The following is a 22,549-nucleotide window of genomic DNA, read 5'->3' on the forward strand; positions in this document are numbered from 1 at the left end:
GGCTTTCGTCATTGCGTCGTTAACTGCCGTCAGAACCAGATCCTGCAGCATTTCGACGTCATCCGGATCCACCGCTTCCGGCTTAATCGTTACGGCGGTGAGCTTCTTGTGTCCGTTCACTGTAACGGTAACCACACCGCCGCCGGCTGTGCCTTCAAACGTGCGGTTGGCCAAGTCTTCCTGGGCCTTCAGCATTTGCTCCTGCATCTTCTTTACTTGCTTCATCATTTGGTTCATGTTGTTCATGTAACCCACACACTCCTCTAGTCGATTAATCTTCTTTAATCTTCACGAGATCTTCTCCGAACATGGATATCGCCTCGGTAATCCATTCTTCCTTCGTCCCGCCGGCTCCCGGCTCTTCTTCCTGCACCAGCTTCATCTCTTCGCCCGCTTCCGCCGGCTTGGCCTGATCCGCCGATGCCTTCCAATCCTTCATCATGACCGTTACCAAACGGCGGGGCTCCCCATAGACTTCAGACAGCGCCTGCTCGATCAACTGCTTGTTGGCCGGCTTCTCGGTCGTTTCGCGGTGCATGGAGCTCTTGAAAGCAACGAGCAGATTCTCCTCATGCAGCGAGACGGGCTCGCCGTCGACCAACCAGGCGTGAACGGTGATCTTGAGCTCCTTCACCCGGGCAAGCACCTGACTCCACTGCTGCAGCGCGGTACGGAAAGCGGGATCTTCGCGGCCGGCCAGATATGCATCCAGCTTCTCGATCCGCTTGGTTACGACAGGAGCAGCCGACTGCCTCATGCTGCTGCCGCCCCCGCCGCCTGTGCCACCTCCGCCGGCCGCCGGCACCACACCCTGCTTCAGCAGCTGGTTCAGCTGCTCTTCAAGCTTCTGAATGCGGTTCATCAGCTGGCTTACTTGGGCATCCGGCCGTCCGGCTGCCGCAGGTGCGGAAGCGGAGCCTGCCGCGGGAGTCCCGGCGGCCTGGCTGCAGAGCTTCATCAGCGCCACTTCCAGCAGCGTCTGCGGCTGAACCGAGTACTTCATCTCGGTTTGATAATAGTTCAGCGTATCGATCATGGAGATCAGTGCTTCGCTGCTGAACCGGTCCGCCACTTCCTTGAACTGCCGGATATCGAGGATGCGTTCGGTCACAGCCTGGGAATTCGGCACCATCTTGACCATCAGCAGGTCCCGGAAGTAATAGATCAGACTCTCCATGCACTTGTCGGCACTCTTGCCTTCCTGCATGAAGGACTCGATCAGCTTGAGCGCCGCACCCACATCCCGGTTCTGCACGGCCGAGACCAGCTTCTCAAACTGGTCGGAAGCCATGCCTCCCGTGATGGACAGCACGTCATCATAGGTAACCCGCTGACCGGAGAACGCAATGATCTGGTCCAGGAGGCTCAGCGCGTCTCGCATCCCTCCGTCCGACAGACGCGCAATAAAAGCGAGTGCATCCTCTTCACTTTCGATGCCCTCTTCCGTGCACACTTCACGCAGACGCTCGACCTGTTCCTCCAGCGCAACCCTCCGGAAATCGAACCGCTGGCACCTGGAAATAATGGTGGCCGGCAGCTTGTGGGGTTCGGTTGTCGCCAATATGAACATGACATGAGCCGGAGGCTCCTCCAGCGTCTTCAGCAGCGCATTGAACGCCTCTGTCGTCAGCATGTGCACTTCGTCGATAATATACACCTTCTGGCGTACTTCGGTCGGTGCATATTTGACCTTGTCGCGGATGTCGCGGATCTCTTCCACGCCGCGGTTGGATGCCGCGTCGATCTCGACTACGTCCATCACCGCGCCCTCGGTAATCCGGATGCAAGCCTCGCACTCGTTGCAGGGCTCCACCGCCGGTCCGTTCAGACAGTTGACCGCTTTGGCCAAAATTTTGGCCGCGCTCGTCTTCCCCGTTCCCCGGGGTCCGCTGAACAGATAGGCATGGCTGAAGCGTCCCTCCCGAAGCGCGTTCTGCAGCGTCTGGACAATATGCTTCTGGCCGACCATATCCCGAAAGGACTGCGGCCTCCATGTGCGGTATAAAGCAATATGTGCCATTCTGGCCCTCTCCAACTGTTGGTTATCCTTATATTATACTACACTTGCGTAGAGGTTTGAAGCGGCCCCTTTTGAACGCCTCATGAACGAAAAAACGAAGGTTAGGGAAACGGAATGCTCACCGTAAACGTGGTGCCAAAGCCCTTCGATGACACACGAATGTGCCCGCCGATGTCATGGATGATCCGCTGACATACCGACAGGCCCAAGCCGGTGCCTTCCGACTTCGTAGTGAAGAATGGATCAAATATTCGATCGATCACAAAGGACGGAATTCCAGGACCCGTATCGTGAATCTCGATCAGCACTTTGCGCTCTTCCCGGTCGACTTTCTCCGTTATCGTCAAATATCCCCCTTCCCCCATCGCCTCGATTCCATTTTTGCATATATTCAAAAAGACCTGCTTGAGGAGCTCCCGGTCCGCCACGACTTTTGGAAGCCCATACATTGCTTCGTATTGAACAACGACCCGGTGCAGGATCGCCTCGTTATTGATAATCGGGAGAATCTCCCGAAGCACCTTCGGCACTTCGACCTCTTCGAAGGTAACGTTCTTCGGTTTGCTGAGCAGCAGAAACTCGTTCACCAGCTGATTGATCCGGTCGATCTCCTTCAGCATGACGTCGGTATAGCCGCTTTCCCGGTTCATCCCCTGGTCCTGGAAGGTTCGTCGCAGCACTTGGAGAAAGCCTTTGATGGAGGTAAGCGGATTCCGGATCTCATGTGCCGTACCCGCGGCAATCTGTCCGATCATGGCCAGCCGGTCACTGCGCTGCACCTGCTCCTCCAGAGAGCGGAGATTCGTGACATCCTTGAAAATAATATAAGCTCCTACCACACGGTCCATGTCGTCCCGCAGGACATTGGAGTCCACCAGCAGTTCATAGCGCTCCCGGTTGTTAGTCCAGGACATCGCGTGGTTGCGGACCACGATCCCGTCGAGAATCCTGCGGTCCACAAGCTGATGTTCCGCGGGAAGATCGGTAAAAATCCGGTCCATCGGCTGACCGACCACGCTATCCCGCATCACACCCAATACACGGCAGGCCATGTCGCTGATATCCATGATTTCAAACGAAGGATTGATAAGCAAAACACCCAAATTGACATCCTTCAGGAATGTATCCGCAAATCGTTGGAGCAAGCTGAGTTCATGCCGCAACGCTGTTCCTCCCCCCGTGTCTCTCTGTCCGCACAGCCGCATGGCCCCGCCATACCGCTGGTCCGGCAAGCTGCTACAGCTCCCCTACACATTCTCCCAATTTTTTCATTTTCCTTCTGAATCTGCAAAAACACCAGTGCTCTGCCTGATCTACCGGCTTCGGACTGGTGTTGTCTGATTACGCTTATCTAATTATGTAAAAGTAGAACCGTGCACCTACCTTGATATTGTGATCCAAGTGGAATTTTTATCGTCAGCTCAAGTCGGGCTGCCCTCCGGCACATGGAACATCTCGCTTACGGCTGCTTCCTTCCGGACCTGACCGGGTTCACGAGCTTCCATTGCGGAGGACCCGACTCTCAACACCAACTTTAAAACCCAACCCTTACATCACAATACCGCGAATAGGCGTTCGACCCCGCTACAGCGGATTGCGGGTTACAGGGCACCGCTACCTCCCCGTCTAGCACGGTAAGACTAAGTATAGTCGATTCAGAACCAAATAGCAACCTCGGGGAATTACTTGGTAGTCACATCAACCTCAGCTTCATATCGCGGCGCTTCATAGGCAAGCACTCCCGCAGCTTCCTGCCGGAGCCTGTCCCTCTCCTCCGCCGTCATCTCGGCCGGAACGAACAACCGAACCCGGGCCATGGTGCCGTTCAAAGAAATCCGGGTATCCTGCACCTGCGGAAAGCGCCTGACAATCGCCTCTCTCATCACGCGAAGGTCGTCGGGATAGTGCCGGTACGTCCGGCTCATCGGATTGTTGGGGTTCGTATCTGTGATTCCCAGCAGCCCATCCCTTGAATGCTGCTTCACCTGCACTGTATCCTGTCTTTGGCAAGCTGCTGTAGGCATCACCAGCATAGCCGCCATCAAGCTGACAAGAATGACTGCTCGAGACATAAGAAAAACACCTCCTGCGTTCCGTAAGATTACTCTTAGGATAGCCACAGGAGGTGCACTTATGCTCTTCCGGCATATAGAAACAATTAGATGCCGTATTTCTTTTTGAATTTATCGACGCGACCGCCAGCATCCAGGAATTTCTGCTTCCCAGTGAAGAACGGGTGGCAGTTGGAGCAAATCTCAACACGCAGATTTTGCTTCAGGGAGCCTGTCTCAAACACGTTACCGCAAGCGCAAGTAACTGTCGTCTGGTGGTAGTTCGGATGGATTCCTTGTTTCATTGACCTTTCACCTCTTTTGCCCTGAACCACCATGTGGATCAGAGTTATAAAACGCAGTGCCCCGATTATATCACGCCTGGGATCCCTGCTGCAAGTCCTTCTTGCGAATCTTCGCCAGCTCGTCCGGAATATGCGTATAGGAGCCGAGCACCACGCCAGGGAGCTCTTCCCGGAAGATTTGAAGCATTTGCTTCATCCCGTACCGTTCGCCGCGGGCCGGGGGAATCAGAGACAGGTAGCTCTCCGGGTCGATGTTAAGATTGCGCAGCTGGATCAGCTTCAAGTCGGTCCGGCGGACGAATTCGATCATGGCTTCCATCTCTTCTTCGCGGTCGGTTACACCCGGGAAGATCAGATAGTTGATCGAAGTCACCACGCCCTTGTCCGCCGCATACCGCAGGGATTTCTCCACATTCTTCAGCGTATAGCCTCTTGGCTTGTAATAGGCATTGTAATGATCGTCCAGCGCACTGATCGTGCTGACTCTCATCAGGTCCAATCCTGCGTCGACGATACCGCGGATATGATCCGTCAACCCGGCGTTCGTGTTGATATTGATGTAGCCCATATCCGTCCGGCTGCGAACTTCACGCATCGCTTCAATGATAGTCTTCGCCTGGGTTGAAGGCTCCCCTTCGCATCCCTGCCCGAAGGAGATGATGCTCTGCGGGGTCTTCAGATGCTCGAGCATGACCTGAACGACTTCATCCACCGTCGGCTTGAAGTTCATCCGGGTCTGGGGAGCGGGGAACCCGCTGTCGTCGGGCTGTTCCGAGATGCATCCGAAACAGCCCGCATTACAGGAGAACGAGACCGGTACGGCCCCTTCCCACCGGCCGAGGAACGTATTGGAGGCCGTCAGGCATTCATACCCGAGGGCGCAGTTGGACAGATGCTGGTACAGCCGGTTCTCGCTGTATTCTCCGAGGATCCGCTTCACCTGCACTTCCAGCTCGTCCGGGTCGCAGTTCTTCGGGTTCCAGCGCTCGGGATCGTCACAGGCTTCCGCAGCCACATAGAATCCGCCGTCCTTCCAGACTACAGCAGTGTAACCGAAGAGCGGCAGCACTTTGGTCTTGTCCGCTTTGGCGTAGCCCGGCAGCATCAGACGGGTAAAACTCTGGGGCAGCAGAGCTCCAACGGCCGTATACTCCCCCGGAAGCACCTTCATCTCGCCCGTAGCGGAATCGATACCAATGGGCCGCGTATCCGGCAGCGACACCAGCGTAGCGCCTTCCGGCAGAGGAATAAGCTCCTCTTCGAACAGCTCCATGATCTCTTCCCCGCTTCGGCCTACCGCCGTATAATCGGGATGGTCGTACACATTACCGTTCAAGTCGGCATAAACCAAGTTCATCGTGATGTTCCTCCTAGGAAACGGAATGCTTCACCCGACGGGAAGAGCCGCCGCCCGATTGGGGCGCGCTGCTGCCGGTATCCAGCGTATCCAGGAATTCCTGATTCGTCTTCGTATCCCCGAGCTTCTTCAGGAAAGCTTCCACATAATCGTGTGATTCGTTCATATTTTTGCGGATCGCCCATACCTTGTCGAGCTCTTCCTTCGTAAGGAGCATCTCCTCACGCCGGGTGCCCGAACGGCGGATGTCGATCGCAGGGAAGATCCGGCGCTCGGCCAGCTTGCGGTCGAGATGGATCTCGTGATTCCCTGTTCCCTTGAATTCCTCATAGATGACCTCGTCCATCCGCGAACCGGTTTCGACAAGCGCGGTAGCCAGAATGGTCAAGCTGCCGCCTTCTTCGATATTCCGGGCCGCGCCGAAGAAGCGCTTCGGGCGATGGAATGCCCCCGGATCGATACCGCCGGACAAGGTGCGCCCTGTCGGAGGGACGACCAGATTGTAGGCACGGGCCAAACGTGTAATGCTGTCGAGCAGAATCACTACGTCTTTCTTGTGCTCCACAAGACGCTGTGCTCTCTCCAGCACCAATTCCGCCACCTTGATATGATTCTCCGGAAGCTCATCGAAGGTGGATGCAATCACCTCGCCCTTGACGGAGCGCTGCATATCCGTTACTTCTTCCGGCCGCTCGTCGATCAGCAGGACGAAAAGCTCGACGTCGGGATGATTGGTCGAAATGCTGTTGGCGATTTCTTTCAGGAGCAGCGTCTTCCCTGCTTTGGGAGGAGCTACGATGAGCCCACGCTGTCCAAAACCGACAGGAGCAAGCAAGTCCATCAGACGAGTGGAAAGTTTGGAAGGAGAGGGAGTTTCCAAAACCAGTTTCTTTTGCGGGTAAAGGGGAGTCAAAGCCGCGAAGTGCAGACGCTCCGCAGCCGTTTCGGGATTCTCGCCGTTGACGGCCTCTACGTGCAGCAAACCGAAGTAACGTTCGTTTTCCTTGGGGGGCCGGCACTTCCCCGATACGATATCGCCGGATCTGAGATCGAATCTGCGGATCTGAGAAGCGGAAATGTAAATGTCTTCTGCGCTGGGGAGGTAGTTGATCGGGCGGAGGAAGCCGAAGCCTTCCTGGAGAATATCAAGCACGCCTTGCATGAACATGAGACCGCTCTGCTCCGCCTGCGCCCGTAAAATTGCAAATATAAGTTCCTTCTTCTTGAGCTGACCGTAATACGGAATCTGGTGCTTCTTGGCCAGCTTGTACAGCTCGGTAAGCTTAAGCGCTTCGAGTTGCGCCAAGTGCATATCCATAGTATCCAACCACCAAACTATTAAATTTTCAAGCTGCGCGAAATATACACTCTAGCATTACCCAAAAACCGTATCGCCTATACGGACTCAGTCGTTCTGCCGCCAAACTTCCGCACCTAAACTTGATAGATTGGCCACAAGGTGGTCGTACCCCCGGTCGATATATTCCACACCGGTGATCTCCGTCACCCCTTCCGCCACGGTAAGGCCTGCAATGACCAGCGCCGCGCCGGCACGCAGATCCGTCGCCTTGACTTTGGCCGCGCTGAGGGGCCCCCTTCGATAATGGCGGATCGGCCTTCCACCTTCACTTTGGCCCCCATCCGGTTCAGCTCGGGAATATGCTTGAAGCGGTTGCTGTATACATAGTCCGTCATGATACTGACACCGCGGGTCTGTGTCAGCAGCGAGCTCATCGGCGACTGGAGGTCGGTAGCAAACCCCGGGTACACCAATGCTTTGACATCGACACTCTCATACTCAGGCTGTCCGACAACCCGGATGGACTCGTCCATCTCATAGATATGGACCCCCATCTCCTGAAGCTTGGCCGTGACCGCTTCCAAATGCTTCGGGATTACATTGTCGACAACCACATCGCCGCGGGTAGCCGCAGCCATAATCATATATGAACCCGCCTGAATTCGGTCGGGGATAATGGAGTGGCGGCAGCCGTTCATGCCGTCTACCCCTTCGATACGGATCGTTTCGGTGCCGGCACCCTTGATCTTGGCGCCCATGGAATTAAGAAGGGTTGCTACATCTATAATTTCAGGCTCTTTCGCCGCATTTTCGATGATTGTGACACCTTTGGCCCTTGAGGCCGCCAGCATGATATTGATCGTCGCGCCTACGCTGACGACATCCAGATAAATCTTGGCTCCACGCAGTTCTTTCGCGCTGATATGCAAAGCGCCGTTCTCAGTCGTTACCTTAGCCCCCAGTGCCTCAAACCCCTTGATGTGCTGATCGATCGGACGGGGCTCAAAATTACAGCCTCCCGGCATGCCGATAGTCGCTTCGCCGAACCGGCCGAGGAGCGCCCCCATCAAATAATACGATGCTCTTAGTTTCTTTACGTTGCCGTTTGGCATCGGTTTCGATACCAGGCGGCTTGAGTCGATCACCATTTGATCCCGGTCCCACCGGACACCTGCGCCCAGCTCTCCGAGCAGCTCCGTGTAGATGGCCACGTCGCTCAACACCGGCAGATTATCGAGCGTCACCGCACTTTCCGACAAGATGGCAGCCGGAATAAGCGCAATAGCGCTGTTCTTGGCTCCGCTGATCTGAACCGTTCCCCGCAGCGGACGTCCGCCGGCGATCATCAATTTCTCCATTCGATTGTTTTCCTCCCACTTCGATGCTATACGCATGACCAAACTATGAAATCTTGAATCTGAGATGTGTGCTAGAGTTCCGCATGAAGAAGAGAAGGGAAAATACACCGGCTTACCGGTGTATTTTCCTCTATGCATAAAGAATTAAGCTTGGTTGGCGCTGCCGAACAGTTCGATTTTGGATTTAACCACTTCAACCATGGCTTTGCGGGCAGGAGTGAGGTATTTGCGAGGGTCGTACACTTTCGCATCTTTGCCGAGCACATCGCGGATTGCCTGCGTGCAAGCTACCTGGTTCTCGGTGTTAACGTTGATCTTGCCAACGCCTGCTGCGATCGATTGACGGATCATCTCGTCCGGTACGCCGGAACCGCCGTGAAGGACGATAGGCACCGGAATCTGGGAAGATACCTTCTCGATGATGTCGTAACGGATGTTAGGCTCGCCGGCATACATGCCGTGTGCCGTACCTACTGCAATAGCCAGACAGTCTACGCCGGTTTCTTCGTAGAAACGGATTGCCTCTTCAGGCTTGGCCAAACTTGCGTCAGCCTCATCCACGGAGATGTCATCCTCTACGCCGCCGATTGTGCCCAGCTCGCCTTCTACGGAAACGCCCATCGCGTGAGCCGCTTTAACGACTTCTTTCGTCAGGCGGATGTTCTCTTCGAAGGAATAGTGGGAACCGTCGAACATAACGGAGCTGAAGCCTGCACGGATACACTTCATTGCCACTTCAAACGAGCTGCCGTGGTCGAGGTGCAGTGCGATTGGCAGACCGGACTTCTTTGCCGCAGCTTCTGCGATGGCAACCGTGTATTCGATGCCCATGTATTTCAGAGCGCCTTCGGATACACCAAAGATGAACGGGGAGTTGAGCTCTTGAGCAGCATCGGTGATAGCCTGAGCGAACTCCAGGTTGTTCATGTTGAACTGGCCTACGGCGAATTTCTTCTCTCTTGCCTTAGGGAAAAATTCGTTCATTGAAACGAGTGGCATGGTATTTCTCTCCTCCTAGGGTTAAATGGACCGTGCAGAGTGTAATTGACCGCTCTACTGTCATACTGAGACATTATACCATAATCATTTACAAAGGTTAAACATGAAAAGTCTCGGATCCCGGTTTTTACCGCCGATCGGAAGCTCCGCCCCGGCCTCAAAACGGCTAATCCTGCACAAAATGGCATATGCAGGCGGTTCATGGAAGTGAACACACAAAAAAGAGACCCTTTTCAGGATCCCACAGCATAGGAACTATTATTAGGAGAACGCAGCTGGCCGTTCACCGCCTGACGAAGTTCGTCAATGTCGAACGGCTTCGTGAAATGCATAATGGCCCCGAGATCGGTCGCTTCTTTGATCATATCGAGCTCGCCGTAGGCCGTCATCATGATCACTTTGATCGAGGAATCGATACTTTTGATATGCTTGAGGATGTCCAGGCCGTCCATCCCGGGAATCTTCATATCCAGAAGAACCAGATCCGGCGATACGTTACGCACGATCTCGAGCGCAAGCTTGCCGTTGGATGCCTGATATGTTTCATACCCTTCACTGCTGAACACTTCCATCAGCAAGATACGGATCCCATTCTGATCGTCCACGATAAGCAGCTTCTTCTTCATTAAGTTTCCTCCCGTTCCTTCTCCCGTAGGTTGGAATGTCCGTCCTCAGGTGCCGGCTTTTAAACATATTCGATATACAGACAATGATTCCTGCCGGCTTCGGCAAAAAAAGTTGAAACTTTTGACATTTGTAGAAGGGTTTGCTCCAAAACCCACGCTCTGAGTTCCTGTCCCCGGCGGCGGCGCCCGCGGCCTTCTCAAAGAAGAAAAAAGCCGGAACCTCGCAGCTTGCCTGCTCGGATCCGGCTATGATGATTAACGGCTGATGCTGTAAGCCGCCTGTACGAAATGCTTGAAGAGCGGCTGCGGACGGTTCGGACGCGAGGTGAATTCCGGATGGAACTGCACCGCGAGGAACCAAGGATGGTCCGGGCACTCGACAATCTCCACGAGTCTGCCGTCCGGGCTCGTCCCGGAAATCTGCAGGCCTGCGGATTCAATCATGTCGCGGTACTCGTTGTTGAACTCATACCGGTGGCGGTGGCGCTCGTATACCAGCTCGTCATCGTAGCAGCGCATAGCCAGGGAGCCTTCCTTAAGCTTGCAAGGGTAGAGTCCCAGACGCATCGTACCGCCCAGATCCTCGATATCCTTCTGTTCCGGAAGCAGGTCAATGACCGGATATGCCGTGGTCGGGTTGATCTCGGAGGAGTTAGCCCCCTGCAGACCGACAACCGAACGCGCGTATTCCACCACCGCTACCTGCATCCCCAGGCAGATGCCGAAGAACGGAATGCGGTTCTCACGGGCATAACGGATCGCCGATACCTTGCCCTCGATCCCCCGGTCCCCGAAGCCGCCCGGTACGAGAATGCCCTGAACGCCGGAGAGAAGCTCGGCGACATTGTGGTCGAACACTTCTTCTGCGTTGACCCAGCGGATCTTGACCTCGGTATTGCAGTCGATGCCCGCATGGCCGAGCGATTCCACGATCGACAGGTAGGCGTCATGCAGTGCGACATACTTACCGACAATCGCAATCTCCGTCGTGTCCTTCAGGTTCTTCACACGCTGTACCAGCGCTTCCCACTCCACCATGTCCGGCTCGCCGGCTTTGAGCTTCAGGTGGTTGACGACGATCTCGTCGAGCCCCTGCTCACGGAGCATCATCGGCACTTCGTACAGCGTCTCGGCGTCGCGGCATTCGATGACCGCACCCGCGTCGATATCACAGAACAGCGCCAGCTTGCGCTTCATGTCTTCGGCCAGCGGCTGCTCCGTACGGCAGACGACAACATGCGGCTGGATCCCCAGGCTGCGCAGTTCCTTCACGCTGTGCTGCGTCGGCTTCGTCTTGGCTTCGCCCGCAGCCTTGAGGTAAGGAATCAGCGTACAGTGAATATACATCACGTTCTCGCGGCCGATGTCGCTCTTGATCTGGCGGATCGCTTCGAGGAACGGCAGGCTCTCGATATCCCCGACGGTGCCGCCGATCTCGGTAATGACCACATCGGAATGCGCTTCGCGGCCCGCGCGGAACACCCGCTCCTTGATCTCGTTGGTGATGTGCGGGATGACCTGCACCGTACCGCCGAGGTATTCGCCGCGGCGCTCTTTGGCGATTACGGAGGAGTAGATCTTACCGGTCGTTACGTTGCTGTTCTTCGACAGGTTGATATCGATGAAACGCTCGTAGTGCCCGAGGTCGAGGTCCGTCTCCGCGCCGTCATCGGTCACGAACACTTCACCGTGCTGGTACGGGCTCATGGTTCCCGGGTCCACGTTGATGTACGGGTCGAACTTCTGAATGGTCACCTTCAGGCCGCGGTTCTTCAGCAGGCGTCCGAGCGACGCAGCGGTAATCCCTTTGCCCAGCGAGGAAACCACGCCGCCGGTCACAAAAATATACTTTGTCATTATGTAATACCTCCCAAGTTTGTCAAAGTGATGCTCTACTGATTCCCGACCGATCCAACAAAAAAATAAAGGCGTCTTACGGAAGAAAAAGAACAGGCCGCCTAAAGCTATAGGCTTATCTTACCCCGGGGGGATTCCTTCCACTGCTCCAAATAAAAAACTTCTGTCCGAAGTGCGTACCGGACAGAGCTCGTCCCAAGATTTGGTTCTAAACAAGAAAAAGCGCCCCGCCTGCGGACGGGGCACTTTTATTGTAAGGACCGGCTGGTCCGTAACGTATCTTCTAAAGCCCAAAAAATAGTTTACATCGGCCTCCGGCTCCCTGTCAAGGAGAATCCTCGGACCGCCGGTTCTGTTCCGACAGCGGCCCGGGATGGCGGCTTCACATGCCCCTCCCCCGGCCGGCCGGAACGCGGATCAGACCGTTTTACTTGTCGTCGTCGTCATCTTCGGCAAGGTCGTCATCCGCCTCTTCCTCTTCAAGATCGCCTTCCTCTTCTTCGAGGTCGGCGTCCTCGATCTCTTCTTCCTCAACCTCTTCATCTTCGAAGAATTCGGTCTCTTCCTCGGCTTCCTCTTCCGCTTCGAAGTCGTCACGCGGCGCGTCGAAGGAATCGTAGTCCTCCTCTTCCGCGAACGTATCCTCTTCCTCCGCGAACAGATCCTCGTCGTCGAGATCGTCGTCCTCGTCGTTGATGATGCGCGGACGCTTGCCCGTGCCCATGGCATCCTCGGACTTCTCCACCGGATACCAGCGCTTCAGCCCCCACAGGTTCGTGCCTACACAGGCGAAACGGCCGTCGATATTGATTTCCGTATAGAGCTGCGCGATGACATTCATGACCTGCTCATCGGACAGCCCTTTGATTTTGGCGATTTCATTCATGAGATCCCGGTAATAGAACGGCGTGTTCGCCGCTTTCAGTAGTTCGAAGGCGAGGTCCACCATCGGCATTTCCTTGGCTTGCTCGGCACCGATCTTGAGTGTGTATTGAGCGCTCATTTCAGGGCACATCCTCCCAAATGATTGTATGTAACTGCAGATGATATCCAGCATCCGCCATCTTGAGTTTAAGTAAACCCTATTTTCGGTAAAAATGCAACTGCCCGCGCCCCCTCCCGGACACGGAATTCCGAGTCCCCCCTCCGCGCCGTTCCCCTGATGAACGCCCATGCCGTCTGTCTAAGGACACGGCTTTCAAGTGAGGTCTACGTTCGGATATCCCCAAAAAGAAACGAAGGATCACGCTGCCGCCGCAGGCCCCGGTTCAAAAGACCTGAGTCCGGCCGCAAACTGATCCTTCGTACCCGACTGTATCCGCAAGCGGCGCGCCTCCCTTGGCGCGTGCTTGCCCCTTGAAGTAACGGAAGAATGCAGGGGCACTCCTCTCCTGATATCGTATGTGGGTATCCGCTCTTTGACACGGCCTATCACCCAATTATTTTCAATAAGGCCATGGCTCATACCCCGATGTCCTCCCTGACATACCATAGAGCAATGCACCGTCAATCGGAACTGTATTGCTTATCAGGAGAGGGGGGATGATTGTGAATCCTTCGACGTTCGCAGCCTGGCTGCAGGAAGCCATGCAGCTTCCGGCCGACGATGGCCGCAGGCAGATCATCCGGATCGGCAGCGACCGGGATTTCGGCCTGCTCGCACGGCACATCTCCCGCCAGCGCAGGACGCAGCCCATGCTCGGCCGAATCCAGCCGCTGCGGCTGATCCGGGCCATCTCCTGTCCGGTCCTGCCGGAAGGCAAACTGGCTTCCGCTCCATTCATCTCTTCGGTCGAAACCGACAGCCGGGTGAAGCTGCACGTCGGCGCAGGCGGCGCCTCCTCCGGCAAAGGCCGGTCTCTCGAGGGAGCCGTGATCCCCTGGGGTATCCGGCACATCCGCGCACCCCAAGCCTGGACGAAGTCCAAAGGCGACCAGATCCGCATCGGCGTCATCGACACCGGCGTCGATTATGCGCACCCCGACCTGCGCCACTGCCTCTCCCGCGGGTTCAACGTGCTGAACCGCCAGCTTCTTCCCTATGACGACAACGGACATGGGACACATATCGCCGGCACCATTGCCGCTTATGCTCGGCAGAAGGGGATTATCGGCGTGGCCCCGCAGGCTCTGATCCACCCCGTCAAGGCGTTCGATCATCAGGGCGGCGCTTTTGTATCCGATATCATCGCCGGCATCGAATGGTGCGTCTCGAACGGCATCGACATCATTAACATGAGCTTCGGCATGAAAACGTACAGCAAGGCACTCGAGGCCGCCGTGCTCACCGCACACCGCGCCGGACTCATCATCGTGGCCTCCTCCGGCAACGAAGGCAAGCAGGCGGAGATCGATTACCCCGCCCGCTTCCGCCAGGTGATCGCCGTAGGGGCGACCACGCGCCGCGGCCGCATCGCCTCGTTCAGCAACGCCGGCAAAGGCATCGACATCTACGCGCCCGGCGAGAAGATCTACTCGACGTGGCTGCGGGGCAAATACAACGAGCTCAGCGGCACCTCCATGGCCACATCGCATGTCTCCGGCGTGGTGGCGCTGATGCTCGCCAAGCGGCCCGGGCTTAAGCCGCTGCGCGTCAAGGCGCTGCTCAAACGGCACGCCCGCTTCATCGTCAGCTCCGGCAAGAAGATCGGCGGCATCAAGGAGCTGCATGCGCTTCGGGCCGTCGCCGCCGTATCCAAATCGGCGAAGCGGTAACGGCTTCAAGCGCCTCTACTCGATAAGGCGCTCGGCCCTCAGCACGAGCCGGAAGTCGCCGGCAGGCTCGCCCATGACCGCCAGCCCGGTAGGTCCAGCGGACCGTGAGCAGCGGAAGTCCGGGCTCCGCTTCGGCGCCCGCCGACAGCACCTCCAGGCTCTCGGTGAACGTCTCGAGTTCCATCCGGCCCTGCGGTGTCTGCAGGTAGCCGTAATGGCGCAGCCCAGGGGCGAAGGTCTGCTCGAACGGCGTCTGGCCGTGCCGGATGATCCGCAGCTCCGACTGCGCCGCCTTCACGGTTGTCGTCGTATCGCCCATCTCCGATTCGGGCGGCTCCTGGTAGCGGAGATACACCGAGCCTCCCTTCGGAAACAGCTCCCCCTCCATCGTGCGGTCCACCGAGCCGCTTCCCGTGCTTCCCTGAAGCGTAATCCGGACGCGGCATCGGCCCGTAAGGCCCTCTGATGCTTCCTTCATTCCTTCCATCCTCTCCGTTTCCATAAGGTATGACAGCCCCAACGAAAAGACTGAAGCGGCTCCTTTTGGCCTCATTGTATCGAAAACTTTATTGTACCGAAAGCCTCATTGTATCGAAAACCCATTCTAGCGGAAGTCCGGCCTAAATGCGAACAAGCCCTCCGCCGGCGGATCGGATCCGCCGGATCCGGCATGTCAGCCCGGCCATGAAAAACTTGGCGGGAGGCGGACGCCGTGCCCGAGTTCCTTTCCGGCCGGTTTCTTGTTAAGATGTACATAACGCTGCCGGAAGAACGGCAGCCTCTATTCCCATACCCCAAGGAGCCGCAGCCATGGACTGCAACGTATTCCGCGTCGTCACCGAAACCGACCGCGCGCTGCCGGTCTATGTTGCCGGTGCGGGCGGGTGGAACCACCAGGAACCGATGGAACGCGAAGACGGCTTTCCCCACTTTCAGTGGATTCAGACCGTACAGGGAGCCGGCTGGTTCGAGGCGGGCGGACGCACGCATAACGTCGGGCCCGGCCAAGGGATGCTGCTCTATCCCCACGAGAAGCACCGCTATGCGCCGGTCAAAGAGCCGTGGACGGTGCGCTGGGTCAGCTTTGACGGCGCCTATGTCAAGGAAATGCTGGGAGCCAGCCGGCTGGATGCGTCACAGGGTTTGTTTTTGACGAACCCGGAGCTGCTGCTAAGCCGCATGCATGCCATCCTGCTCCTCATGGATTCGAAGGACCCCCGCGCGGCGCTGGAGAGCTCCGCCCTCGCATACCAGTTCATCCTGGACCTGTATCTGTACGCCTCCCCTTCCGAAGTGCGTTCGAAAGAGCAGCATTACGAACAGCTCGCACCGGTGTTTCATTATATTGCCGAGCATTATCCGGAGCCTGTCTCCCTGCAGGATATGGCCGGGCAGCTTGGCGTCACGCCCCAGCACACCTGCCTGCTGTTCCAGCAGACGCTCGGGATGCGCCCTTTCGCATACCTGACCCTGTACCGTCTCCGCAAAGCCAAGGAGCTGCTCCTGCAGGAGCCTTCCCTTGAGGTGCGTACCGTAGCCGCCCGGGTCGGATACGAGGACAGCAGCTACTTCATCAAGCTGTTCAAAGGGCAGGAAGGCATCACGCCCAGCCGCTTCCGCAAAATCCACAGCCCGAGATAAGATTTCGAGACAGCCCCTGCAGACAGAGCGGGGCTTCCGGCGTATCCGCCTATGAAAGCGGCAGGGAACTTTTCATAGAAACAAGTCGTCACAACAGTAGATTGATATACACGCCAACGAACCGATTCGAAACCGATTCCCCTATCCATCAATCATGGAAATCATACATAACGGAGGACCTGCAGCATGGACCCGAACACACCCCCTCAGCCATCCAAAAAACTGACGCGCCGCTCCTTCCTGAAAAAGGCTGCGCTGACCACAGCCGGCGCCCTGGTCGCGGCCCCGGCGGCCTACAGCTATGCCCGGTTTGCCGAGCCCAAGTGGCTCGACATCAATGAGGTCACCCTGACCAGCGCCAGGCTGCCGAAGGGGCTGGACGGCCTGCGCCTGGTCCAGTTCAGCGACGTGCATCTCGGCTTTCACTATGATGCGCCGGCCCTCGAGCAGCTCGCCCAGACGATCAACGGGCTGAATCCCGAGATCGTCTGCTTCACCGGCGACCTCGTCGATTACGCCGTCGGTCAAGCCGGCGGCGCCTATGTGAAGGCCCTCTCGCTCATCCAGGCCTCGGTGGGCCGGTACGCGGTGCTCGGCAACCACGATTACTTCAACGGGCCGAATGCCGTCGAGAAGGTGCTGAACAGCGCAGGCTTCAAGACGCTGCGCAATGCCGGCGTCCGGGTCGAACGCGGCGGAGGGGCGATGTGGATCGCCGGCGTCGAAGACCAGTGGCACGGCAAGCCGAACCTCGAGAAGGCCATGAACGGTGCGGCCTCCGAGGAGTTCACCCTGCTGCTCTCGCACTGCCCGGACTTCGCGGACGAAGCGCTGAAGTTCCCGGTCGACCTTCAGCTCTCCGGCCACAGCCACGGCGGACAGGTGCGCCTGCCGCTCTACGGGCACGTCGTCACGCCAAAATTCGCTCAAAAGTATGTCATCGGGCGCTACGAGCTCGGCGAAGGCAAGCTGCAGCTGTACGTCAACCGCGGCATCGGCGTCTCGCAGCACCAGGTGCGCTTCCTCTGCCGGCCGGAGCTATCGGTCTTTACCCTGCGGAAAGCCTAGGCCTGCGCGGGAAGCGCGTAAGGCAGGCGGATACCAGGACCGCCGCCCCAGACCCATACAGCTCCAGCTCCATATCGCGCTGGGTGTCCCACGGGTCGCCCTGCGACCCGATGAAGAGCGTCCCGAGCTCAGGCGCCACCGCGGCGGCCACCCACATCTCGATGAGCTCGTAGAACGCGCCGGTCGCGAGGATAAGCACGACGGCCCACACACGGGCCGCAGCCGGCCGGAGCCCCATCGTGCGGACAAGCACCTCCGCCGCCGGACACGCGAGCAGCAGCCCGTAGGAGAGATGCACCAGCCGGTCATACGGCAGGCGCCCGCCGCCGAAGACAACCTGCAGCCACGGGTCCAGCGGCGTGGCGCCGTAGGAGATACCGGCCCCGTACGCGTGCAGCGACAGGAACAAGGCCAGCTGGACATAGGAGGCAGCGGTCAGCGGAAGCTTCCGGTACGTTCCGGCCAGCAGGCCGAGGCAGGCAAACACAAGCAGGTTTTCGAGCAGCCAGTCGGACCGGTGGTGCGGAGCATAGGCCATCCACAGCCAGAACGCCGTGTAAGCCCCGGCGAGCCGCAGGACGAACGGCGGCGAGGCTCCCTCATATTCCGAATCGATGATGCTGTCCCTTCCCTTTGTCATACGCATGGCAGGACCCCCTTCTCTTTTGAGGTCCATTGTATGAGTCCGCCGACGCGAGCAGAAGTACTAACTTTTTCTAGTACTGGGTGCATAAGGGTGTCCAGTACTGGCACAAGCCCCGGAGTACAGAGCTTCTTCCCGGAGCCGGCTGACTATAGAACAGCAGCAAAAGGCTTCCCGCTTGATAGGCGGGAAGCCTTTTGCTGCTGCAAACAGCCGAGGCGAATGGGTGCATTCGCCTGCAGGCCGGTTTATTTCACGAGGCCGAGCAGAATCTCGCGCATCACCTTGGATGCGACGATCTGCGTCTGCTCCGAGTGGTCGTAATGCGGCGCCACTTCGACGATGTCGGCGCCCACGAAGTTGACGTCGCTGGCCGCCATCGCATGGATGGCATCCAGGAGCTCCTTCGAGGTGATGCCTCCCGGCTCGGCGGTACCGGTGCCCGGTGCGCAGGACGGGTCGAGGACGTCGATGTCGATCGTGAGATAGACCGGACGGCCCGCGAGTTCCGGCAGACGCTTCTTCAGCGGCTCGAGCACTTCGAACGGATGGAAGTTGATGTTCTCGCGCGCATACGTGAATTCTTCACGGGAGCCGGAACGGATTCCGAACTGATAAATGTTCTTGCCGCCCATGAGGCCGGCGGCCTTGCGCAGCGGCGTCGAGTGCGAGAGCGGCTCGCCCTCGTACGATTCGCGCAGATCCGCGTGGGCGTCAAAGTGAATGATCGCCAGGTCCGGATACTTCGCGTACATCTGCTGAATGACCGGCCAGGAGACCAGGTGCTCCCCGCCGAGGCCGAACGGGAATTTGTTGTCGTCCAGCAGGCCCTTCACATACTCCCCGATGATCTCGAGCGAACGCCCCGCGTTGCCGAATGGCAGCAGCAGATCGCCGGCATCGAAGTAAGTGATGTCTTCCAGGCTTTTATCGAGATAAGGGCTGTATTCTTCCAGGCCGATCGACACTTCGCGCACGCGCGTAGGGCCGAAGCGGGAGCCGGGACGGAACGATACCGTGTAGTCCATCGGCATGCCGTAGATGACCGCGCGGGAGGCCGCATAGTCGTCCGAGCTCAGGATGAACACATTGCCGGAATATTTTTGGTCGAGTCTCATGAAATCAGGTTCTCCTTCGCTATAAGCGGATTCGGGTGCGTGAGGCTTACTTCGTCAGATCTTCCACGAACTTCGGCAGAGCGAAGGCGGCCTTGTGCAGGCGCGGCGTGTAGTACTTCGTGTCGATCTCCGGAATTGCCGTCTCGTCCACCTGCAGCGGATCGTACTTCTTGCTGCCGAGGGTGAAGGTCCACAGGCCGCTCGGGTACGTAGGAATGTTCGCGCAGTATATGCGCACGATCGGGAAGATCTCCTTCACGTCACGGTTCACGGTCTGGATCAGCTCCGCCTTGAACCAAGGGTTGTCCGTCTGGGCGACGAAGATCCCATCTTCTTTCAGCGCATCGTAGATGCCTTTATAGAATCCCTGGGTGAACAAATTCACGGCCGGGCCGACCGGCTCGGTGGAATCGACCATAATGACGTCGTACGTATTCTTGTGGTCGTGGATGTGCATATAGCCGTCGTTGACGATAACTTCCACGCGCGGGTTGTCGAGCTCGCCGGCGATGGTCGGAAGATACTTCTTGGAGTATTCGATAACCTTGCCGTCGATCTCCACCAGTACCGCCTTCTCCACTTCCGGGTGCTTCAGCACTTCACGGATCACGCCGCCGTCGCCGCCGCCCACAACGAGCACGTGCTTCGGATTCGGGTGCGTATAGAGCGCAGGGTGCGCCACCATTTCATGATAAACGAATTCGTCCTTCACCGTCGTCATGACCATGCCGTCGAGTACGAGCATCGTGCCCCACTCGGCGGTTTCGATCATCGCCAGATCCTGAAAATCCGTCTTCTCCGTTACGTGCGTCTCGGTGATCTTGGCCGTAATGCCGAAGTTATCCGTCTGCTTCTCCGTATACCACAATTCCATTTTGAGTATTCCACCTTTCGTATAGAGCCTTCGACCTGGGCCGGACCCTTGCCGGAAAGTAAGTTACACCGGGGTTTCGCGTGCTTTCAGCCTGTCCTCTTGCATGTCACATTGTATTATAGTATTTCTCCCTGAAATTGCAAGCCGAACGGCAGAGATGCACAGGGCCGCACAAAAATTTTACACTGCGTTAACACAAGGGTGAATAGGTGCCCCTTTCTTTTTCCATACTGGTGAATGGAACTTATTGCTAATGAGGCGTTCACCGCAGAGGATGCAATGGAAACGGAGGGATCACAGGCCATGAGGAGCACACGTTATAAGGAACAGACGCCGGCGGAAAATGAACCCGTGTACCGCAAAGCCCGCGGCTGGCGGAGCTGGATGTCATTCGTCTTCACCTGCCTGATGCTCGGCGCCGCCGCAGCGGTGGTCGGCCTGCTCTTCATGCGCTCCCAGTCCCTCCCCGTCTCCAAGCTCGCGGCCGCTTCCGAAATGTACGATATCCACGGCGAGCTCATCGAAGCCTACGGCAGCACGAAGAACAAGCAGGCCGTGACCCTGCAGGAGATCGCACCGAGCCTTATCCAGGCCACGCTGGCCATCGAGGACCGCAAGTTCTATGAGCACTACGGGTTCGACCCGAAGGGCATCGCCCGGGCGGCCTGGGTTAATCTCCAGCATATGAGCAAGGTGCAGGGCGCCGGTACGATTACCCAGCAGCTCGCGCGGAATCTGTATCTCACCCACGAACGGACCTGGACCCGCAAAGCCAAGGAAACGTATTACGCCGTCCAAATGGAGCTTCAGATGAGCAAGGATCAAATTCTGGAGCAGTACCTCAACCAAATTTATTACGGCCATGCCACCTACGGAATCGGGGCGGCTGCGCATCTGTTCTTCGGTAAACCGGCGTCGGACCTGAACTTGGCCGAGAGCGCCCTGCTCGCAGGCGTGCCGAAGGGGCCCCGCTACTATTCGCCCTACTATGATATGGATAAATCGCTGGAGCGCCAGAAGACGGTGCTGCAGACGATGGTCGAGGCGGGATACATCACGCGGCGGCAGGCCGAAGAGGCCGGAAGAGAGAAGCTGAACATCCTCCCGCTCGAGAGCAAAAAGGCGGTGACGGCCCCTTACTTCCGCGACTATGTGCGGGGGACGGCTACCGAACTGCTGGGTCTCGAGGAGAAGGAGTTCGAGGAAAGCGGCCTGCGCATCTACACGACCCTCGATCTCAAGGCGCAGAAGGTGGCCGAAGAGGTTGTGGCGGAGCAGCTCAAGAGCTATCCGGAGCTGCAGACGGCGCTCGTGTCCATCGATCCGCGGAACGGCTATGTCAAGGCGATGGTCGGCGGCAGGGATTACGCCAAGAGCCAGTACAACCGGGCACTGAGCGCCACACGCCAGCCGGGCTCGTCCTTCAAGCCGATCGTCTACCTGACGGCCCTGAAGGAGAAAGGCTTCACGGCGGTCACCCGGTTCAAGAGCGAGCCGACGACCTTCACCTACGAGGACGGCAAGACGTACACGCCGAGCAACTTCGATAACAAGTTCTTCGATTGGATCGACCTGCGGACGGCGCTGGCCAAAAGCGACAATATCTTCGCTGTGCATACCGTGCTGGAAGCCGGACCCGACCGGGTAATCGAGATGGCCCGCCGGATGGGCATCACAAGCCCTATGAAGCCGATGCCGTCGCTTGCGCTCGGCACGTTCCCGGTGTCGCCGTTCGAGATGGCGTCCGCGTTCAGCATCCTGGCGAACCAGGGCGTCCGCACGGAGCCGACGTCAATCCTGCGGATCGAGGACCGCCGGGGCCGGGTGCTCTACGAAGCGCAGCCGCAGCAGGAGACGGTAATCGAGCCGGCCTACACCTACGTGCTCACCCATCTGATGGAGAGCGTGTTCGACCAGGGCGGCACCGGCAGCCGCGTCTCCAGCGTGCTGAAGCGGCCGGTGGCCGGCAAGACCGGCACGACCAACTCGGATGCGTGGCTCGTCGGCTACACGCCGGAGCTGTCGACGGCCGTATGGGTCGGCTACGATAAGGACAAGACCATCGGCACGATCGAATCGCACCTTGCGGCTCCGATCTTCGCGGAGTTCACGGAGCGGACGCTCGAGGCGGTGCCGCCCAAGCTGTTCACCATTCCGGAAGGCGTGAGCAGCGTCTACATCGACCCGAAGACCGGGAAGCTGGCGAACGAGAGCTGCCCGAACCCGCGGCTGGAGGCCTTCATCCAGGGGACGGAGCCGACGGAGTACTGCACGGAGCAGCCGGCGAAGAGCGATGCCGCGAAGCCGGATGCCCGCAAGGAGAACGGCACGTGGTGGCAGGATCTCAAGCGGTGGTGGGGTTCATAAGGCCCACGGCGATGTGCCGGATGCGGCGGGTAGGAATCAGGACGGACTGGCGAAATGACGCCGGTCCGTCCTTTTTGCGCGGGATGGACGGCGGAAGGCGAGCATACGGAAGGGAAGGCGGAGTTAGGGCCGTGTAGAGGCCGGATGGCGGGGTTTGGCGATTCTGTGATGTGAAACATCATATTTACGGGAGAGTAGCGCCTGTTTTGGGCCGGTATGCGATGAGTTTCATCGGATGATGGTCGCGCGG

General features: G+C 57.9%; 19 protein-coding genes, 1 other RNA gene and 1 pseudogene (1 of these 21 running past the window's edge). 4 read left to right on the top strand and 17 right to left on the bottom strand.

Translation table 11 applies throughout. From position 1 onward, the window contains the following. The 13 genes and pseudogenes from PM3016_RS35165 to rpoE form a co-directional block, all read right to left on the bottom strand. Positions 1-246, bottom strand: the 5' portion of a protein-coding gene (locus PM3016_RS35165; RefSeq protein ID WP_013921271.1) for a YbaB/EbfC family nucleoid-associated protein. The gene continues 66 nt to the left of window position 1, outside the view; the window shows 246 of its 312 coding nt (coding positions 1-246); the start codon lies at positions 244-246; its stop codon lies beyond the left edge, outside the window. Positions 247-271: 25 nt separating this feature from the next. Next, positions 272-2,020 (bottom strand): DNA polymerase III subunit gamma/tau, encoded by a 1,749-nt coding sequence (gene dnaX, locus PM3016_RS35170; protein ID WP_013921272.1) that lies wholly within the window; start codon positions 2,018-2,020, stop codon positions 272-274. Positions 2,021-2,121: 101 nt separating this feature from the next. Further along, positions 2,122-3,183, bottom strand: coding sequence for an ATP-binding protein (locus PM3016_RS35175; RefSeq protein ID WP_013921273.1), 1,062 nt, complete (start codon positions 3,181-3,183; stop codon positions 2,122-2,124). Between the two features lie 208 nt (positions 3,184-3,391). Continuing rightward, an RNA gene (gene ffs, locus PM3016_RS36950) (signal recognition particle sRNA large type) lies at positions 3,392-3,655 on the bottom strand. A 47-nt stretch (positions 3,656-3,702) separates the two neighbouring features. Then, positions 3,703-4,092: a hypothetical protein gene (locus PM3016_RS35180; RefSeq protein ID WP_014372605.1), complete on the bottom strand. Its 390-nt coding sequence runs from the start codon at positions 4,090-4,092 to the stop codon at positions 3,703-3,705. Between the two features lie 86 nt (positions 4,093-4,178). Further along, positions 4,179-4,376, bottom strand: coding sequence for a 50S ribosomal protein L31 (rpmE, locus tag PM3016_RS35185; RefSeq protein WP_014372606.1), 198 nt, complete (start codon positions 4,374-4,376; stop codon positions 4,179-4,181). A 70-nt stretch (positions 4,377-4,446) separates the two neighbouring features. Beyond that, positions 4,447-5,733 (bottom strand): radical SAM family protein, encoded by a 1,287-nt coding sequence (locus PM3016_RS35190; RefSeq protein ID WP_013921276.1) that lies wholly within the window; start codon positions 5,731-5,733, stop codon positions 4,447-4,449. 13 nt (positions 5,734-5,746) lie between these two features. Next, on the bottom strand, positions 5,747-7,051 hold the full coding sequence (gene rho / locus PM3016_RS35195) for a transcription termination factor Rho (protein ID WP_013921277.1): 1,305 nt from the start codon (positions 7,049-7,051) through the stop codon (positions 5,747-5,749). Between the two features lie 87 nt (positions 7,052-7,138). Next, a pseudogene (locus PM3016_RS35200) lies at positions 7,139-8,391 on the bottom strand (UDP-N-acetylglucosamine 1-carboxyvinyltransferase). Between the two features lie 144 nt (positions 8,392-8,535). Then, positions 8,536-9,390 (bottom strand): class II fructose-1,6-bisphosphate aldolase, encoded by an 855-nt coding sequence (gene fba, locus PM3016_RS35205; RefSeq protein ID WP_013921279.1) that lies wholly within the window; start codon positions 9,388-9,390, stop codon positions 8,536-8,538. 233 nt (positions 9,391-9,623) lie between these two features. Beyond that, positions 9,624-10,016: a response regulator gene (locus PM3016_RS35210; RefSeq protein ID WP_013921280.1), complete on the bottom strand. Its 393-nt coding sequence runs from the start codon at positions 10,014-10,016 to the stop codon at positions 9,624-9,626. A gap of 255 nt (positions 10,017-10,271) precedes the next feature. Further along, entirely contained in the window at positions 10,272-11,873 is a 1,602-nt protein-coding gene (locus PM3016_RS35215) for a CTP synthase (RefSeq protein ID WP_013921282.1), read from the bottom strand. Positions 11,874-12,300: 427 nt separating this feature from the next. Next, the gene (gene rpoE, locus PM3016_RS35220; protein WP_013921283.1) at positions 12,301-12,876 is read right to left on the bottom strand and encodes a DNA-directed RNA polymerase subunit delta; all 576 of its coding nucleotides are present in this window, start codon (positions 12,874-12,876) and stop codon (positions 12,301-12,303) included. A 539-nt stretch (positions 12,877-13,415) separates the two neighbouring features. Between rpoE and PM3016_RS35230 the strand changes: the two genes are divergently transcribed. Further along, a complete protein-coding gene (locus PM3016_RS35230) occupies positions 13,416-14,588 on the top strand; it encodes a S8 family peptidase (protein ID WP_014372608.1) in 1,173 nt (390 codons plus the stop codon). On the opposite strand, the gene PM3016_RS35235 is transcribed toward PM3016_RS35230, so the two are convergent. Continuing rightward, complete coding sequence (locus PM3016_RS35235) at positions 14,530-15,066, bottom strand: YwiB family protein (RefSeq protein WP_014372609.1); 537 nt, start codon at positions 15,064-15,066, stop codon at positions 14,530-14,532. The two genes, PM3016_RS35230 and PM3016_RS35235, sit on opposite strands and share 59 nt — an antisense overlap. Positions 15,067-15,398: 332 nt before the next feature. Between PM3016_RS35235 and PM3016_RS35240 the strand changes: the two genes are divergently transcribed. Next, positions 15,399-16,229, top strand: a complete 831-nt coding sequence (locus PM3016_RS35240; protein ID WP_014372610.1) for an AraC family transcriptional regulator — start codon at positions 15,399-15,401, stop codon at positions 16,227-16,229. A 186-nt stretch (positions 16,230-16,415) separates the two neighbouring features. Beyond that, positions 16,416-17,297, top strand: coding sequence for a metallophosphoesterase (locus tag PM3016_RS35245; protein WP_013921289.1), 882 nt, complete (start codon positions 16,416-16,418; stop codon positions 17,295-17,297). Here PM3016_RS35245 and PM3016_RS35250 read toward each other — a convergent pair. From PM3016_RS35250 to speE, 3 genes are all read right to left on the bottom strand, one after another. Continuing rightward, positions 17,278-17,943, bottom strand: a complete 666-nt coding sequence (locus tag PM3016_RS35250; RefSeq protein WP_014372611.1) for a DUF2238 domain-containing protein — start codon at positions 17,941-17,943, stop codon at positions 17,278-17,280. The two genes, PM3016_RS35245 and PM3016_RS35250, sit on opposite strands and share 20 nt — an antisense overlap. 245 nt (positions 17,944-18,188) lie before the next feature. Then, the gene (speB, locus tag PM3016_RS35255) at positions 18,189-19,058 is read right to left on the bottom strand and encodes an agmatinase (RefSeq protein ID WP_013921291.1); all 870 of its coding nucleotides are present in this window, start codon (positions 19,056-19,058) and stop codon (positions 18,189-18,191) included. Between the two features lie 46 nt (positions 19,059-19,104). After that, positions 19,105-19,932, bottom strand: a complete 828-nt coding sequence (speE, locus tag PM3016_RS35260; RefSeq protein ID WP_014372612.1) for a polyamine aminopropyltransferase — start codon at positions 19,930-19,932, stop codon at positions 19,105-19,107. A gap of 303 nt (positions 19,933-20,235) precedes the next feature. Between speE and PM3016_RS35265 the strand changes: the two genes are divergently transcribed. Further along, on the top strand, positions 20,236-22,299 hold the full coding sequence (locus PM3016_RS35265; protein ID WP_013921293.1) for a transglycosylase domain-containing protein: 2,064 nt from the start codon (positions 20,236-20,238) through the stop codon (positions 22,297-22,299). Positions 22,300-22,549: the final 250 nt, after the last annotated feature.

This window comes from Paenibacillus mucilaginosus 3016, from assembly GCF_000250655.1.
GTDB lineage: Bacteria > Bacillota > Bacilli > Paenibacillales > NBRC-103111 > Paenibacillus_G > Paenibacillus_G mucilaginosus.

What these genes read in the sequence shown, in the direction of transcription:
- rpmE (WP_014372606.1), bottom strand. Translation starts at nt 4,376, where the DNA reads ATGAAACAAGGAATCCATCCGAACTACCACCAGACGACAGTTACTTGC.
- PM3016_RS35245 (WP_013921289.1), top strand. Translation starts at nt 16,416, where the DNA reads ATGGACCCGAACACACCCCCTCAGCCATCCAAAAAACTGACGCGCCGC.
- PM3016_RS35180 (WP_014372605.1), bottom strand. Translation starts at nt 4,092, where the DNA reads ATGTCTCGAGCAGTCATTCTTGTCAGCTTGATGGCGGCTATGCTGGTG.
- PM3016_RS35210 (WP_013921280.1), bottom strand. Translation starts at nt 10,016, where the DNA reads ATGAAGAAGAAGCTGCTTATCGTGGACGATCAGAATGGGATCCGTATC.
- PM3016_RS35215 (WP_013921282.1), bottom strand. Translation starts at nt 11,873, where the DNA reads ATGACAAAGTATATTTTTGTGACCGGCGGCGTGGTTTCCTCGCTGGGC.
- PM3016_RS35250 (WP_014372611.1), bottom strand. Translation starts at nt 17,943, where the DNA reads ATGCGTATGACAAAGGGAAGGGACAGCATCATCGATTCGGAATATGAG.
- PM3016_RS35235 (WP_014372609.1), bottom strand. Translation starts at nt 15,066, where the DNA reads ATGAAGGAAGCATCAGAGGGCCTTACGGGCCGATGCCGCGTCCGGATT.
- PM3016_RS35190 (WP_013921276.1), bottom strand. Translation starts at nt 5,733, where the DNA reads ATGAACTTGGTTTATGCCGACTTGAACGGTAATGTGTACGACCATCCC.
- rpoE (WP_013921283.1), bottom strand. Translation starts at nt 12,876, where the DNA reads ATGAGCGCTCAATACACACTCAAGATCGGTGCCGAGCAAGCCAAGGAA.
- rho (WP_013921277.1), bottom strand. Translation starts at nt 7,051, where the DNA reads ATGGATATGCACTTGGCGCAACTCGAAGCGCTTAAGCTTACCGAGCTG.
- dnaX (WP_013921272.1), bottom strand. Translation starts at nt 2,020, where the DNA reads ATGGCACATATTGCTTTATACCGCACATGGAGGCCGCAGTCCTTTCGG.
- PM3016_RS35265 (WP_013921293.1), top strand. Translation starts at nt 20,236, where the DNA reads ATGAGGAGCACACGTTATAAGGAACAGACGCCGGCGGAAAATGAACCC.
- speB (WP_013921291.1), bottom strand. Translation starts at nt 19,058, where the DNA reads ATGAGACTCGACCAAAAATATTCCGGCAATGTGTTCATCCTGAGCTCG.
- PM3016_RS35230 (WP_014372608.1), top strand. Translation starts at nt 13,416, where the DNA reads ATGATTGTGAATCCTTCGACGTTCGCAGCCTGGCTGCAGGAAGCCATG.
- PM3016_RS35240 (WP_014372610.1), top strand. Translation starts at nt 15,399, where the DNA reads ATGGACTGCAACGTATTCCGCGTCGTCACCGAAACCGACCGCGCGCTG.
- speE (WP_014372612.1), bottom strand. Translation starts at nt 19,932, where the DNA reads ATGGAATTGTGGTATACGGAGAAGCAGACGGATAACTTCGGCATTACG.
- fba (WP_013921279.1), bottom strand. Translation starts at nt 9,390, where the DNA reads ATGCCACTCGTTTCAATGAACGAATTTTTCCCTAAGGCAAGAGAGAAG.